Annotated in this window: 9 protein-coding genes; 4 read left to right on the top strand and 5 right to left on the bottom strand. The window is 61.0% G+C overall.

Annotated elements, in window-relative coordinates; all coding sequences use genetic code 11:
* Nucleotides 1–2: 2 nt before the first annotated feature.
* Entirely contained in the window at nucleotides 3–1,667 is a 1,665-nt protein-coding gene (locus AC0QKW_RS23830; protein ID WP_473153600.1) for a protein kinase domain-containing protein, read from the bottom strand.
* 392 nt (nucleotides 1,668–2,059) lie between these two features.
* Nucleotides 2,060–3,388, bottom strand: coding sequence for a cytochrome P450 (locus tag AC0QKW_RS23825; RefSeq protein ID WP_473153599.1), 1,329 nt, complete (start codon nucleotides 3,386–3,388; stop codon nucleotides 2,060–2,062).
* 278 nt (nucleotides 3,389–3,666) lie between these two features.
* Here AC0QKW_RS23825 and AC0QKW_RS23820 point away from each other — a divergent pair, with 278 nt between their 5' ends.
* Together AC0QKW_RS23820 and AC0QKW_RS23815 are read left to right on the top strand one after the other, a co-directional pair.
* Nucleotides 3,667–4,455, top strand: coding sequence for an META domain-containing protein (locus AC0QKW_RS23820; protein WP_473153598.1), 789 nt, complete (start codon nucleotides 3,667–3,669; stop codon nucleotides 4,453–4,455).
* A 365-nt stretch (nucleotides 4,456–4,820) separates the two neighbouring features.
* Entirely contained in the window at nucleotides 4,821–8,483 is a 3,663-nt protein-coding gene (locus AC0QKW_RS23815; RefSeq protein WP_473153597.1) for a CAAX protease, read from the top strand.
* On the opposite strand, the gene AC0QKW_RS23810 is transcribed toward AC0QKW_RS23815, so the two are convergent.
* Entirely contained in the window at nucleotides 8,480–10,045 is a 1,566-nt protein-coding gene (locus AC0QKW_RS23810; protein WP_473153596.1) for an endo-1,4-beta-xylanase, read from the bottom strand. The genes AC0QKW_RS23815 and AC0QKW_RS23810 overlap by 4 nt on opposite strands.
* Before the next feature lie 94 nt (nucleotides 10,046–10,139).
* The gene (locus AC0QKW_RS23805) at nucleotides 10,140–10,487 is read right to left on the bottom strand and encodes a VOC family protein (protein ID WP_473153595.1); all 348 of its coding nucleotides are present in this window, start codon (nucleotides 10,485–10,487) and stop codon (nucleotides 10,140–10,142) included.
* Between the two features lie 77 nt (nucleotides 10,488–10,564).
* On the opposite strand from AC0QKW_RS23805, the gene AC0QKW_RS23800 reads away from it, so the two are divergent.
* On the top strand, nucleotides 10,565–11,155 hold the full coding sequence (locus tag AC0QKW_RS23800; protein ID WP_473153594.1) for a CpcT/CpeT family chromophore lyase: 591 nt from the start codon (nucleotides 10,565–10,567) through the stop codon (nucleotides 11,153–11,155).
* A gap of 290 nt (nucleotides 11,156–11,445) precedes the next feature.
* The gene (leuS, locus tag AC0QKW_RS23795; RefSeq protein WP_473153593.1) at nucleotides 11,446–14,049 is read left to right on the top strand and encodes a leucine--tRNA ligase; all 2,604 of its coding nucleotides are present in this window, start codon (nucleotides 11,446–11,448) and stop codon (nucleotides 14,047–14,049) included.
* Between the two features lie 63 nt (nucleotides 14,050–14,112).
* Here the strand turns inward: leuS and AC0QKW_RS23790 are convergent, their stop codons facing one another.
* Nucleotides 14,113–15,438 carry a bifunctional folylpolyglutamate synthase/dihydrofolate synthase gene (locus tag AC0QKW_RS23790; RefSeq protein ID WP_473153592.1) on the bottom strand — a complete coding sequence of 442 codons (1,326 nt, stop codon included), beginning with the start codon at nucleotides 15,436–15,438 and terminating at the stop codon, nucleotides 14,113–14,115.
* Nucleotides 15,439–15,528: the final 90 nt, after the last annotated feature.

Genomic DNA, 15,528 nt, shown 5'->3' with positions numbered 1-15,528 from the left:
CGCTACCGCGACTGCAACACGCTTCTAAAGTTAGAGGCGACAATGCGGAGCTGGCCGTCTTGCATCTGCACCGTAAAGGTGCGCTGCTCTCGCTGGGTCGAGCCGTCGGGGTAAACATAGGTGTTTTCGCCCAACAGCTCGACGGTGTCGGCGCTCTGGCCAGTCACCCGCAGATTCTCGACCGAGACGCGATCGAACTGGGCAAAAAAGCCGGGGTCAAACTGCTGGGCTAGAGAGCCACCAAACTGCGATCGCGCCGCATCCCAAGCCTGATTAGACACATGGCCATAGAGCGCGCTCACCGTCGCCTGAGCCGCCTCAGGAGTCAGCTCGTTAGCCGATGCTGGCGATGGCGCAGACGAGTCATCGGCTTCTGCGGTGGGTTCTGGAACAGCGGTAACCTCTGGCTGCGGGGGAACCGGTGACACAGGCTCGACGGCAGGGGCTTCAGCCGCAGCTTCAGGGGGCGGGGTCGTCGCTTCTAGCTCAGGCTCAGCGTTTTGGGGCAATTCATTCGCAGGAGTCGTTGCTACGGGCGGGGTTTCAGCATCGGGGGCAGCGGCCCAGCGCCACATCTGCCAGCCCAGAAGGGCGAAAATCGCTACCGCAGATCCCGCCACCAGCGGTAGCCAGAGAGCGGGCGATGAGGATTGCTCTCGTCGCCGGGCTGGGGTCTGGGGGAGAGTTTGGGGGGCGGTGAGCTGGGTTCTGTCTCGACGGCGACCCACGGCTACCGTAGGGTTGGCCTGGGTAGCTGGGGTAGCCTGGTCGGGGGTGGCGATTCCCGGAGAGATCGCTGGAATATACTGGCTCAGCTTTGGCGGCAAACCTCTCAAAGCCGCCAAAGCCTCAGCGGCAGTAGCATAGCGGGTGCGAAAGTCGTAGCGCACCATGGTATCCAAAATATCCAGCAGCGCCGGGTAGGTCTGGGGAGCATAGCGCTGCCAGTCTAGCTCGCCGCTGTGGGGGTCAGGAGGCAGCTGCGTTGGCGAATACCCAGTCAGGGCTTGAATGCCCAAAATGCCAACAGCATAGACATCGCTACTGAAATGGGGTCGCCCAGCTACCTGCTCACTGGGCATATACCCCTGGGTACCAATGGAGATGGTGTGGCTGAGGCCAGAGCGCAGGGCGGTGGCCTGGGTGCTGACCTGCTTGACCGCACCAAAATCGATCAGCACAATGCGGTTGTCGCGATCGCGGCGAATCAAGTTCGAGGGTTTGAGGTCGCGGTGAATGACGCCATGGCTGTGAACAAAGGCCAAAATCCCCAGCAGATCGCCCAGCAACGCCACCACCTGGGCCTCGCTCCAGGGAGCACCCAGCTCATCCGCAAGAGCATGACCCTGAATATATTCCTGGGCCAGGTAAAACTCCTGAGCTTCCTCAAAGTGGGCCAGCAGCGCCGGAATCTGCGGGTGCGCCCCCAGCTTGTAGAGGGTCTGGGCCTCGGTGTCAAATAGCCGCCGCGCCGTCTGGAGTTCTTCTACACTGGTGACCTGAGGCTTGAGCTGCTTGACCACGCACAGCGGGTGCCCCGGCAGGTGTAGATCTTGGGCATGAAAGGTTTGGCCAAAGCCCCCCTGCCCCAGGGGCTGAATCAGCCGATAGCGGCCCCCCAGGGGGCTAGACTCGGGCTGGAGATAGGGCGAAGCGGTCGTGGCCATGGGCAAAAGTAGTCAATACAAAACAACGCCGCTACCAAGATGCTGCTGCCCTAAGGTAGCGCCCCATATCATAGCCGCCAACAGAGACAGAGCGGCGAAGAAAACCTGCGTGGTAAGGCTCGGCACAACAAAGTCAAAGAGGCTTAGCCAGATCAGATCTAATACCAATCGTCCATGCCGCTAGAGCGGCACCCCCAACCATAACGATCTATTTTCAGGGCAAATCTGAGTCCCATAACTCCGATTCCCAAAAGGCCAAACCGTAGGGGCAAACGGTTGTTTGTCCTGCTGAATCGGGGGTAGCCAAGGAAAATTTGGCATAACAGACCTAGCCCAGCCAAATTTAAGCTGACGCCATAGACAGTCTCTAGGTTCCCGCCGAGCAAATATGGTTAATACGCTCTAAAGATCACTCTGAGGCCCGATCGCGGTCTCAGGGTGGGCACCGGGTTCATGGCGAGGTTTTGCCCCGGCAGCAGTTCCCAAGTGTAGTGGCGCAGCAGGTGAGCCGCCACCAGCTTGATTTCGAGCTGGGCAAAGGCCAGACCCAGGCAAATGCGGGGGCCACCGCCAAAACCTACCAGGCTAAAGTCGGCTCGTTTGTGCTCGGCGCGATCGGGGCCAAAGCGGTCGGGGTCAAAGCGGTCGGGGTCGGTGAAAATTGCCCCATCCCGGTGGGCGGCATCAATTCGATAGAGTGCCATCCACCCCTCCGGCACTCGGTAGCCGTTAAACTCAAATGCCTTCACCACACCGCGAAAGCCCCCTGCCACGGGCGGGTACAGGCGCTCTACCTCTTTGACGATCTGATCGAGGTAGGGCATCTGACGAGTTTGCTCTAGGGTGACGGTGGCGCTCGTGGCCATCAGCGCCATCTGCTCCTGCCGTGCCCTTTCCCACACCTCGGGGTGCTGGGCCAGCGCCATCACCAGCGAAGTCAGCATAGAGGTCGTGGTCTCGTGGCCGGCAAATAGCATCAGCAGCGCCTGCACCTTGATTTCATTTAGGCTGAGGCGGTTGCCCTCCTCGTCTTCGCTCTGCACCAGCAGGCCGAGAGCGTCTTGGGTCGGGTGGGTCTGGCGGTCTTGCACCACCTGCTCAATGTGGGCCAGCAGGCTGTCCCGCGCCCTGAGGGCGCGGCCAAAGGGTGTCCAGCCCCAGCGCACCGGGGGCGAAAACAGCCCCGCCGTCAGCTCTGTGAACCAGTGGGAGAGCTGCGCCGTCTCGCCCCCCGGTGCGCTGCCCAGCAGCAAGGTGCTGGCGATGTCAAAGGTAAGCTGCTTCATCTCCTCAAACCAGGTGAACTGGCCCCGCTCGGCCCACTGTTGGGCATAGCGCTCGGTGAGGGTTTGCATGGTGTCCACATAGCCCGCTAGGGCGGGGCCGTGGAAAGCGGGCATGAGCAGTTTACGGTTGCGGCGGTGCTCATCGCCCTCCTGCAAAAACAGCGACTCGCCCAGTAGTTCGCTAAAGGTGCCGGGCCAGCCGTCGCGCCAGGAGAAGCTATCCATATGGGTCGAGAGCACAAACTGGTTGGCCTCAGCGCCCATCAGCACTACCGTGGGGCGGCCCAGCAGCCGGGTTTTGAAGATGTCACCGTACTGGGCTCGGCGCTTGTGGGCAAAGTTGCGGTCAAACAAAAAGCTGAGGGTCTCGCCCAAGAGGGGCAAACCAAAACTGCCGGGGGGCAAGGGCAAGGGGTCGGGAGCAGCGGCAACCATAGATGGGAGCGTTAGGCATAACTCAAAGACAGACCGACAAAAACAAGCCGGTGGGAAAGGGTCAACCTCTGGGGTCAACGCCTTCTAGAGTACTGCTTGTCTCCCGGCATAGCTATAGAAAACTACACGTTTTTGGAGTTGATCTTCTCAGGTCAATGTTGTAAGTATGGTGGGACTAATAGCTGGTTTAAGCCAGTTTCTCTACTGAAGACCGGTTTTTAATCAAAACAACTTTTATCTTCAGTCTGTTCTTTCATTTATAACGTGTGGTGGATTGTATGGCTTTCAATCGCTCAGCTGCTCTTGTTGCGATCGCCTCAACGGCTTTACTCAGCACTACCGCCTGTGTCTCTCCCTCCAGTGGCCCTGGGGTGCCGCCACTGACCGGCACTGTTTGGGAGCTGCAGCAGATTCAGATGAGCGATGGTGCTTTGCTGACGGCCAACCCACCCGAGAACTACACCGCTGAATTTACCCCGCAGGGTGAGGTGTTGGTGCAGGCTGACTGTAACCGGGCGATCGGTCAATTTACCGAAGAACCCGACGGGCGCCTATCGGTTACCCTCGGGCCTACCACCCTAGCCGCCTGCCCCGAAGGCAGCATTGGCCCCCAGTTTTTACAGGCTTTAAACAACTCCAACCTCTTCTTTTTCCAGGGCGAAGATTTGTTTGTTGACCTGAAGTTTGACAGCGGCACTATGCAGTTTTCGAGCCAGCCAGCACCGGCCCTGGTAGGTACCCTGTGGAAGCTTCAGCAGATTAGATTTAACGACGACACGACCCTAGTGGCCGATGCGCCCGAAAACTACACCGTTGAGTTTATGGGTGACGGCACTTTGGCGGTGCAGGCCGACTGCAACCGAGGGCGCGGCACCTTTACCACCACCGAAGACCGCCAGCTAGAAATAGGCCCCATTGCCACTACCTTGGCCGCTTGCCCCGAAGGCTCTTTGGGCAACGACTTTACCCAGGCGTTGAGCAACTCGGCCATCTACTTTTTCCAGGGCGGCGATCTATTTATTGACCTCGCCTTTGGCAGCGGCACCATGCAGCTGTCTGCTGACTAGAGATTTAGCGCATAGCGTGCTGGTTGGCCCCGTCAACCAGCACGCTATGCCTTTTCAGATCTTTTAGATAACCAAAGATGTCCTGTGGGGTGCATTCAAGTTATGTAACCCACCCTGCGGGCATCAAGCTACACCCAAAGTCCATCTCCCGAAGGGAAATGGACTTTGAAATCCGGCTCTCTTTCTCCCTTGGGAGAAGGGGTTGGGGGATGAGGGAACCGACTTTGCAAACGGGGGATGCACCCTGTCCTGTGGTCTAGGAATGCCTTGTCTCAAGGCCATTAAAAATCCTGTAGTTAGCCTAACGGTGTCAGTTTTGCCTCGGGCCTAACGTAGAATTTCAACACGTCTTTTAGGCCGGGCCAATGCTAGATCGCTTTTGGGAAGTGCTGGGGTATGTCTTCGCCCTCAATGCCGAGGCGTTTCGCATTGCCACTACGGTGCCAGCGGGTGAAGGGCTGGCGCTGCTGCTGGTGGTGCTGGCGGGGCTCTCCCAGGGCATTGGCCAGAGCATTATTCTGTTTGTCAACCAGGTGCGGCCCGCTCGGTTTGTGATTAGCCTGGCGATTAATGCGGTGCTGTTTGCCTTTGGCTTTTTGGCCCTGGTGTTAAGTACTTGGCTGATTACCCTAGCTCCCTGGGCCAAGAGTCTGCCCTTTGGGCAGTTGGTGACGGTGCTGGGGGCAGCCTACGCGCCGCTACTGTTTAGCTTTTTAGGGGCGCTGCCCTACCTGGGTGTCCCCATTCTCAATGTGCTGTCGGTGTGGCATTTGCTGGCCATGGTGGTGGGCTTTGGGGCGATCGCCAACCTCCCTATCAGCAGTGCCTTTGGCTATGTGGCCCTGGGCTGGATTTTGCTGCAAGTGCTGCAAAGCACCGTGGGTCGCCCCATTGCTAGCCTGGGCAAGCGCATTGCCAACCAGGCGGCGGGGGTCGATCTGGTCACCAATCGCCGCGACTTAACTCAGTCTTACCGCGATCGCCTGGCCGATACCCCGACCCGCTGGCAAGACGAGTTTACCCAGCGGATCACCGCCCTCAACCAGGGCGATGTGATGGCGGCGGTGACTGGAGAGCCAACGCCTTTGGCGGCGGCAGGGGCAGGAGGAGGGTCAACGGCGATCGCCGTTGACCCTGGCCCCAATGCCAAGCGCCTGGGCATCGGCTTTAAAGCCCTGCTGGGGCTGGCGGCGATGGCGGTGCTCACGGTGGTGGTGCTGGCGCTGCTGCGACCCATTCGCGAGTGGTGGTTTAGCTGGGTGGGTAGCCTGCCCAGCCTGGTGCAGCTGGTGCTGAACTTTGTGTGGATTGGCCTGGTCGCCCTGGTGGTGGCGGGGCTGCTGGCCCCCCTCGAAACCCTGGGCTGGTGGGCGGGCTGGTACGACGACGAGGTCAACACCACCGTCAACGCGGGTGAGCTGGCCGAGCCTGTGGCCGACACCAGCCAGATCAAACGCTACGTGGTGTATCTCGACGGCATCGGCATCTCTAGCTTTGAGTACCTGCCCGACATCGAAGAATTTCTCGACACCCTGGCCCCTACCCTGCCCCAGGATGTGGCGCTGATTCGCGGCATTATGCCCTACTCAGTGATGAATGCGCCCCTGAACGAAGATCGCCCCCTGTCGTTTTTGTGGCGCTACGCCGACAAGCTGCGGTTTGCCAACCCCATGAGCGTGCTGGGGCTGCTAGTCAACATTCGCAACGTGCTGGTGGTGGGGGTGTCTGCCGACAAGCGCTATGGCCCGCTCTATAACCAGGGCATTGCCCAGGTGGTGTTTAACGGCCTGAGCAAAAATGGCTATCAGATTGGCAGTGGCACCCCCGTGACCCTAATCGGCTACAGCGGCGGCGGGCAGATGTCTTGCGCCAGCGCCCCCTACCTCAAGCGCGCCCTGGGTGCCCCCATCGATGTGATTTCTTTGGGTGGGGTGATGAGCGCCAACATCAACATTCTCAAGCTAGAGCACCTCTACCATCTGTCGGGCGAGAAAGATGTGGTGGAAAAGTTTGGCACCAAGATTTTTCCGGGCCGCTGGAAGATTTTTCCGCTGTCTTACTGGAACCGGGCTAAGCGGCGGGGCAAGATTAGCTTTGTTTCCCTGGGGCCGGTGGGGCACCAGGTGCCGGGGGGCATTCTCGACCCCAAGCTGGTGCTGCCCGATGGTCGCAGTTCGTTAGGGCAAACCATCGACACCATCAACGCCATTCTGCGGGGCGAAATTTTAGAGGCTCAGCTAGAAAGGGGGAGCACAGCCAACAACTACGATATTTTTGCCGCTAACCCCCTGGTGCAGCACCAGAGCTACCCCCTCGATCGCCACCCTGACCCGGCCCTCTACCGGCCCATTGGCGACTGGGTGGGGCGGCTGATTTTGCCCACCAAGGCCGAGCGGTTTGGCGGCTGCTTTTACGAGATTCACCATGCGCCGACGGAGCACCGGGGGCTGGTGGGCCAGGTGGTGAAATTGGGCTGGTCTGACAACCCCTTTACCCAAAAGCTAGTGCAGGCGGTCACCCACGATGTGCACTTTAGCGCCGATGCCGAGTACGCCAGCCGCTTTGGCGGCGTGATCAACCCGGTGCGGCTCAACCACTGGCTGCGGGTCGACCCGCTAGAGTCGCTGGCCGGGTCGCTGCCCGGCGACGACATGGTGGTGGTGGTGGAAAATCCCCAGGTGGTGCTGGAGAAAAACGGCGTGACCCTGCGGATCAGCACCCAGCCCATGGAGGTGACCGGGCGCTACTACGGTCTGGTGCAGTTTGCGGGGCCAGGGGAGGGCGATCGCTGGCTAGCCCGGCACTTTAACCGGGCTAGCCGCGCCTTTGATGGCCCTGAGGAATGGGTGAGCCTGCCCCCAGTGGCGACCATGGAGGTCTATGGCAGCGACCCATCTACGACGAAAGATCTAGAAAAATCGCCCTACAACGAGTCGGGCTGGTACATCTACGGCGCGCAGAATGCTGAGGGCAGCTTTGTGGTGCAAGCCCTCGGCCCCAGGGCTCTGTTTCGCCTCCAGCCGGAGCGGGTGGTGTTTGGCGGGGCCAAGTCGGCCTACCGGTACATTCGCCAAGAGTCGTGGGCCGACGTGGTGGCCCAAAAGGGCCGGGTCGGGTCGGTGCTCTGCACAGCGCGGGATAACGGTCGGCCCGAAGCGATCGCAGAGGCGATCGACGAGTGGCAGGTGGGCGATCGCGCCCTCATTCTCCACAACTACGGCGGCATTGGCGGCCATAAAAAAGAACCCGCTGCCTTTAGCCCAATTTTCTTTGGCCACTTTGCCTACGGGCGGGCCGAGGTGGTGCACGACCCCTTAGCCGACGAGCGGCGGTTCGAGATGCGCTACTACCAGGTCTATGCCCACAACATCGACGGGCTGATTGCGGGCACGATTCACTGGTCGAGATACCAGGGCGATCGCCAGCGGGGCTGGCTGGGCACCCGCCCCACCTGCGACATTGTGGTCAAGCTCGACGCCTTCAGCCGCGACTATTACTTTGATGGCGAAAAGCGATCGCCCCTCGTGCGCATGGAGGCCCACCTCCAGGCCATGACTGCCCGCTACCGCATTGGCGACGGCACCGGGGGCACCTTTGTCGGCCCGTCTAACAACTGCTCCCAAGACTCTAACCAAGCGCTATTTGCCAGCCTGCTGAGCACCAGCGACAGTCTTACCCGCCACGCCGACGCCCTGCGAGATTCAAATCGAGACAACCCCGACCAGGCGGCGGCCTTGCAGCAGCTCGCGGCCTTTGGCCAAGACCTCAAGGGCGTTTTGCAACCCCTGGGCGGCCTGCGCCCCGCCTGGGAGACCAACGAGTTTAACCTGGGCAGCTCCATCGAAGATGAGCCGATTCGCAACTTGGTCATGGGTTTGGGCAGCTGGCGAACGGTGTTTCCGCGCAAGGCCAGCGACACGGTGGTGCACAGGTTTCTCAAGTACGGTGCCTCAGCCTGGGTGCTGCGCACCAGCCAGGTGGGTGGCCACGACCCTGACATTGAGCCGATCGCCCCGATGACGTTTTAGACCAGGCCCCAGACTCGCTTCAGCCCCTGGAGGCGGTAGTAGGCAGCTTTGGGCTGGTTTTGACGATTGAGCAGGCCACCAAAGGGCCAGAAGGTGCTCTGGTCAGAAAGATCCCACCAGCTCACCGACTCGATCGCCGGTTTGCTGTAGGCCAGGGTGTAGATCTGCTCGACCCAGTCGGCCTGAACGGCCTCGCTCCAGGGGGCGTGCCACTGGCCTAGGGCGTCGCCCAGCTGCGAGGTGTCGTCGGTGCCCGTGTTAGACGACACCGCCATTTCGGTAATGTGGATGGGTTTGCCCAGGGCGGTGAAGCGATCGAGCATGCGATCGATCTCGAACATATCTTGGTCAGGGTAGTAGAGCTGAAGGCCGATAATCTCAAAGTCAATGCCCGCCGCCAGACAGGCCTTGAGATAGCGGAGGGGGCTGCGCTGGGGTGGGCCGTAGATGGCCACGTTGCGCGCCCACAGGCAGCAGCTATTGACCACCCGTTTGACCGCAGGATAGCCCTCTTTGGCCGCCTCGCAGGCCATGCGGGTGAGGTCGAGAAACTGATCGGGGTCGTAGCCCAGCTCGTTGCCCCAGGGCACATCGTGGGCTTCGTTGATCACGTCGTAGGTGGGAATGCGAGACCCAAAGCGCCGGGTAATCTCGACAATTCTTTGGTGCAGGGCGGCTTTGACCTCTTCGTAGGGCAGCGATCGCACCCAGTCGGGCACGCTGACCTCGTGAAACCAGGCGAGCGGATGCCCCTTGGGAACAATGCCCGCCCCCTGGAGCCACGCCACCTGGGTCTCGACCGGGGCATAGTCGGGCTGACCGCGCTCGGGCTCAAAGGGCCGCCAGTAAAAGGGCACGGTGGCACTGGTAAAGAGGGCCTCAAAGTGGCGATCGTAGTCTGGCCTCAGGCCGGGGTGGCCAAAGGCATTACAGCCCAGCTGAAACTCCCGTCGGGGCGGGGTGCGCCCAATCCGCTGGTGAGCGCGGCTGAGGGCCATGTCTTCGCCAGCCCAGAGGCTTTCTACCAGAGACTGGTTCCATAGAGAAATCTGGGTTTGCAGGTCAGTGGCTCGGTCGGCCTGGCTGAGATAGCCCTGGGCCTGGTGAAGGCGATCGCGCACCCGCTGGGGCACCCCATAGCCCTGGCGCTGCCAGCGATCGCAGGCGGTAGCGACCCGGTAAAGGCGATCGCGCGCAAACGCCCCATTTAGCACCGGCACATCCTCCCCCGGCAAAAAGCCCCGCCCCCGGTTGTCGGCGTAGAGCGTGACATCGCCAAAGCCATCGACGGGCAGCTGCAGCGCCACCGCAAAGGGAAACGGCGGCGACTGTGAGACCAGCACGCCCTCCTCTACGGTGCGATCGGGGTGGAGAATGGGTTCATCATCAAGGTCTAGAAAGTAGAGGCGGTTGAGCTCAAACCGGGGCAAGGGGTCGCCGTTGGGCAAATAGGCCCGCAGCGTCAGCGGCCTGGGGCTGGCCAGCAGCTGGGTGGTTTGGCCAAGCCACCCAGTGGCCAGGGCACCGGTACCGGTATAGCGAAGAAAATGTCGGCGTTTCACAAAACTAGCGGGTCAAGCTAACGGGTCGAAAGGGCTTGAGCTCAAGGCAAGTTCGACAGAGAAGGGGTAGATTGCAGCGATCGGATCAGGGGCGCTAGGGTTCAGGGGTGGCTTTGTCGCCCTCGCCACAAGCATCCGTCCCCGGCCAAGCGGCCTGAATTTCCTCAGCTTGGTGGCGAGCTGCAAAGCGCTCCCAGGTAATGCCATTGACATCCACCTCTGCGGTAAACGCCTCGGCCTCGTCATCTTCCCAGCCCAGGTGGCGCAGCTGCCCTGGTGCCACCTCCGGGACATGGCGAATTGAAAGGTTCAGCGTCTCTGTGCGCCACAGAGCGTAGCTACCGGCGATCACCAGCGTGGGGCTGCACCCTAAACGGGCAGAATAATCTGCCACAGAAGCAGCAATATCACCGGAGGAGAGTGCTAGGTGCAGCTTTTTCATCGCGGTCTTTTCTGACGGGCTCTCGTCAACCCTGTAAACTAGGGTCAACCTTACCACGACGCTTGCGACACCCATCCATGACCCACGCCACCGACATTCACACCCTGGCCCGCTGGATGGCGGCCGACTTTAGCAACCAACAGCAGGCCTTCGACAACCCGCCGCTGTTTGCCCACATTCGCGTCTGCATGCGCCCCCTGGCCCCAGAGATACTCGGCGGCACGGGCTTTTACATCGAGCAAGCCTACGACTTTCAGCTCAACCAGCCCTACCGAGCACGGGGCATGAAGCTCAGCGCCCAGGGCGATCGCATTCTGATTGAAAACTACACGGTAAAGGATGCCGAAGCGTTTTACGGCGCTTCCCGCGATCTCGACCGGCTCGCCAAGCTCACCACCGACCACTTTGACAAAACCCCCGGCTGCAATATGAACGTCCACTGGACGGGCACCAAGTTTAAAGGAGCCGTTGAACCCGGCAACGCCTGTATGGTCACCCGCAACGGCAAACTCACCTACCTCGACAGCGAGTTTGAAATCGACGCCGACCAGTTTATCAGCTGGGATCGAGGCCGCGACCCCGAAACCCACGAGCACCTGTGGGGGTCGCTGGCAGGGCCGTTTATGTTTAAGCGCCGGGCCAGCTTTGCCGATGAGGTCAAGGGATAACGCTGGAAAGTTTTGAGTTCTTAGTTTTGAGTTTTTGCGGTATTTAAGGACATGCGTCTAAATAAAGTCCCGGAAACGTTGATGCCCTATTGGTGCATTGCTTCGCGAATGCACCAATAGGCAAGACAGCGATTGGTACTTTATTTTCTAAGCCCTTAATTCAACATCCAAAACTTTCTGCTCCCCTACTCGCTCACTCTCTGACTCCATCACGCCAACTTGTCTCCCCGCCGCCACAGGTCGCTATGATGGGGAACATCGCACCAGTGCAGCAGTAGGAGCCAGGGACCGTGGAGTCCAATAAATATTCCCCCGCAGAGATCGAGACAAAGTGGCAGCAGGCTTGGGCCGAGCAAGGGCTAGACAAAGCCGTAGAAAACCTCGACCAGCCGAAGTTTTACGCGCTGTCGATGTTTCCCTACCCGTCGGGGAACCTGCACATGGGCCACGTGCGCAACTACACCATTACCGATGTAGTGGCGCGAGTGCGGCGCATGCAGGGCTATCGGGTGCTGCACCCCATGGGCTGGGATGCCTTTGGTCTACCGGCGGAAAACGCGGCGATCGATCGCGGCGTGCACCCCGCCCAGTGGACCTACCAAAACATTGACCAGATGCGCGCCCAGCTGCAAGAGCTGGGCCTCTCCTACGACTGGGAGCGCGAGGTGGCCACCTGTGCCCCCGACTACTACCGCTGGACCCAGTGGATTTTCATTCAAATGTTGAAAATGGGGCTGGCCTACCAAAAAGAGGCGGCGGTCAACTGGGACCCCATCGACCAGACGGTGCTGGCCAACGAGCAAGTCGATAGCGAGGGCAAGTCTTGGCGATCGGGGGCGATCGTCGAGAAAAAGCTGCTGCGCCAGTGGTTTCTCAAAATTACCGACTACGCCGAAGAGCTGCTGCAAGACCTAGATAAGCTGCCGGGCTGGCCCGAGCGGGTGCGCACCATGCAGGCCAACTGGATTGGCAAATCGACCGGGGCACAGGTGGTATTCACCACTGAGGGCGGCGATGCCCTGCCCGTCTTCACCACCCGGCCCGATACCCTCTGGGGAGCCACCTTTATGGTGCTGTCGCCCGAGCATCCCCTGGTGGAGAAACTCACCGCGCCCGATCGCGTCGCCGCCGTGGAGGACTACCGCAAGGCCGCCGCCGCCAAGAGCGAGATCGATCGCACTGCCGAAGACCGCGAAAAAACCGGGGTGTGGACGGGCAGCTACGCGGTGAACCCGGTGAACGGGGCCAAAATCCCCATCTGGATCGCTGACTATGTGCTGATGGGCTATGGCACCGGGGCGATTATGGCGGTGCCCGCCCACGACCAACGCGACTTTGAGTTTGCCCGCAAGTTTGCCCTGCCCGTTAAGGTGGTGGTGCAGCCCGAGGGAGAATCCTTCGATGGCGATACCTTGACCAAGGCGTGGCCCGGTGATGGGGTGATGGTCAACTCTGGCCCCCTGGATGGCATTCCCGCTGGGAAGGGCGAGGGGCAGAGCGTAGCAGCGGCGATCCATTGGTTAGAGAGCAACAGCAAGGGCCAGGGCGAGTCAAACTACCGCCTGCGCGACTGGCTAATCTCCCGCCAGCGCTACTGGGGGGTGCCGATTCCGGTGGTGCACTGCCCCGAGTGCGGCATTGTGCCGGTGCCCGACGACCAGCTGCCCGTCACCCTGCCGGAGGATGTGGAGTTCTCCGGGCGCGGTGCGTCGCCGCTGGCCCAGCTGGGTGACTGGGTAAATGTACCCTGCCCCACCTGCGATCGCCCCGCCCGGCGCGAAACCGACACCATGGACACGTTTATCGACTCGTCCTGGTATTTCTTGCGCTATACCGATGCCAAGAACCCCGAGTCGGCCTTTGCCCAGGCCCAGGCCAACGGCTGGATGCCGGTGGATCAGTACGTGGGCGGCATTGAGCACGCGATTTTGCACCTGCTGTACTCGCGGTTTATTACCAAGGTGCTGCGCGATCGCGGCCTGGTCGCCTGCGATGAACCCTTTGAGCGACTGTTGACCCAGGGCATGGTGCAAAACACTGCCTACAAAAATCCCAAAACGGGTAAGTATGTCGCCCCCGAGGATGTGGCCGATCCGGCGCATCCTGTCGATCCCCAGACGGGTGAGCCCCTGGAGGTGTTCTACGAAAAAATGTCGAAGTCTAAGTACAACGGCGTGGACCCCAAATCGGTGCTGGCCAAGTACGGGGCCGACACCGCCCGCATGTTCATTCTCTTCAAAGCGCCCCCCGAGAAGGATCTGGAGTGGGATGACGCCGACGTGGAGGGCCAGTACCGCTTCCTCAACCGCGTCTGGCGGTTGGTAACCGAATACATCGCCCAAAACCCCGATGTAGGGGCGCCCAGCGGTGCGCCCGCCGGGGATACCACCGCCGATCTCTCCAAAGATGAAAAAAACCTGCGCCGCGCCATCCACACCGCCATTCAGGCGATTACCGAAGACATCGACGGCGACTACCAGTTCAACACCGCTGTGTCAGAGCTGATGAAGCTCAGCAACGCGCTGACCGATTCGCCATCGAAGGATTCCCTAGTCTACGCCGAGGGCATTCGCGCCCTGGTGCTGCTGCTGGCCCCCTTTGCCCCCCACCTGGCCGACGAGCTCTGGCACCAGTTGGGTAACACAGACTCGGTTCACCGCGCCCCCTGGCCTGCCTTTGACCCCAGTGCCCTAGTGGTAGACGAGATCACCCTGGTGGTTCAGATCATGGGCAAGACGCGGGGCACGCTGGAAGTGCCCGCCGACTCTGACAAAGCGGCGCTGGAGCAGTTTGCCCGCGAGTCAGAGGCCGCCCAGCGCTATCTGGAGGGCAAAGAGATCAAGAAGGTGATCGTGGTGCCCGGCAAGCTCGTGAACTTCGTCATCGCCGGGTAGTTTGCCCCCACAGCAAAGGGCTTTTCTCAATCGGCGGCTCTCAATGGGCCGCCGTAGCAAGGCCTACAGAGCTACATCGGTCTCAGCGGCTAAGTAGTGGCCAATGAGATAGAGAGACCCGCAGAGCACCCGCAGCGGGGCTGGGGTGGCCCCCAGCTTCTCTAACCCGTCTCGGAGGGAGGGGTGCACGTCGCAGCGGGCTAGATCAGGGCAGACTGATCTGGCGATCGCCCCCAAATCCTCCGGTGCTGCCGACTCGTGGCCCGGCACCGGCACCAGATGGAGCGAGTCTCCCGGACGCAGCAGGGCGGCAAAAATGTCGCTGTGGTCTTTGGTCGCCAGCATTCCCATCAGCCAGGCGGTGCCCTGGGAGGCCTCGGGATGGCTGGCCCACCAGGTATCGACATACTGGCGCAGCACCAGGGCGGCGGCAGGGTTATGGGCGCCGTCGATCAGCAGGGGGTATTGATCGGGTGCTCTCCCCCAGGTCACCCATTGCAGCCGCCCCGGCCAGCGGGTTTGCCCCATGCCCTCGGCGATCGCCTGGTTAGAGATGGCCCAGCCCTGGCGGCGTAGGGTTTGCAAGGTCGCGATCGCGATCGCCGAATTAACCAGCTGGTGATCGCCAAGCAGGGCAAGGGGAAAGGTCACTTCATCGTTCCCGCTGCCGTAGCGGGCCAGGCCATTGCCCAAAGCTACCGCCGGATTAGGCAAGACCACCGGACAGGCTAGCTCCTCCAGCCGGGCCTGAACTACCGCCGCCGCCTCAGGGGGCAGCGGCCCTACCACCGCCGGCTGGCCCAGCTTGAGCACCCCCGCCTTTTCGCGAGCAATATCGGCCAGGGTGGGGCCTAGACGCTGCCAGTGCTCACGACTGAGGGAGGTAATCACGCTGACCAGGGGTTTATCGACCACGTTGGTGGCGTCAAGCCGACCGCCCAAGCCCACCTCCATCACCGCCAGATCAACCTTTTCCTCAGCAAAGTGGAGCCAGGCAGCGGCGGTAAACACCTCGAACTGGGTGGGTGAGGGCTGAGCTGGGTCAATGGCCGCTACCACCTGACGCAGCCGCTCGATCAGCAGGGCGGCGGCAATGGGCTGTCCATTCACGGTGATGCGCTCACGCCAGCTGACCAGGTGGGGCGATGTGTAGCGACCCACCCGATAGCCCGCTGCCGCCAGCGTCGCCGCCAGATAGGCGCACACCGACCCCTTGCCATTGGTACCCGCCACATGCACTAGCGGCACTCGATCTTGGGGGCGGTTTAGCCTGTCCAAAAGCCGCTGAATGCGCTCTAGGCCCAGCTCTACCCCAAATCGCCCAAAGGGCTCTAGCAGGGTCTGAATATACGCTTCTGTGGAGTCAAAATCTGAAAGCAGCGGCGGCATAGACAAGCGATCGGAGCCTTAGAGTGAGCGCAGAAAGATGGACACAAAAAAGGCGCAGCTAGAGCCGCGCCTGGGGTCGAGGCATTGCCT

Source organism: Pseudanabaena sp. PCC 9330 (genome assembly GCF_055795045.1).
The sequence above is the reverse complement of the archived record's forward strand: the minus strand, read 5'-3'. Positions and strand labels throughout refer to the sequence as shown.

Excerpts from the sequence above, each read along its gene's own strand:
- AC0QKW_RS23830 (WP_473153600.1), bottom strand. The coding sequence starts at position 1,667 with ATGGCCACGACCGCTTCGCCCTATCTCCAGCCCGAGTCTAGCCCCCTG.
- AC0QKW_RS23825 (WP_473153599.1), bottom strand. The coding sequence starts at position 3,388 with ATGGTTGCCGCTGCTCCCGACCCCTTGCCCTTGCCCCCCGGCAGTTTT.
- AC0QKW_RS23820 (WP_473153598.1), top strand. The coding sequence starts at position 3,667 with ATGGCTTTCAATCGCTCAGCTGCTCTTGTTGCGATCGCCTCAACGGCT.
- AC0QKW_RS23815 (WP_473153597.1), top strand. The coding sequence starts at position 4,821 with ATGCTAGATCGCTTTTGGGAAGTGCTGGGGTATGTCTTCGCCCTCAAT.
- AC0QKW_RS23805 (WP_473153595.1), bottom strand. The coding sequence starts at position 10,487 with ATGAAAAAGCTGCACCTAGCACTCTCCTCCGGTGATATTGCTGCTTCT.
- AC0QKW_RS23800 (WP_473153594.1), top strand. The coding sequence starts at position 10,565 with ATGACCCACGCCACCGACATTCACACCCTGGCCCGCTGGATGGCGGCC.
- AC0QKW_RS23790 (WP_473153592.1), bottom strand. The coding sequence starts at position 15,438 with ATGCCGCCGCTGCTTTCAGATTTTGACTCCACAGAAGCGTATATTCAG.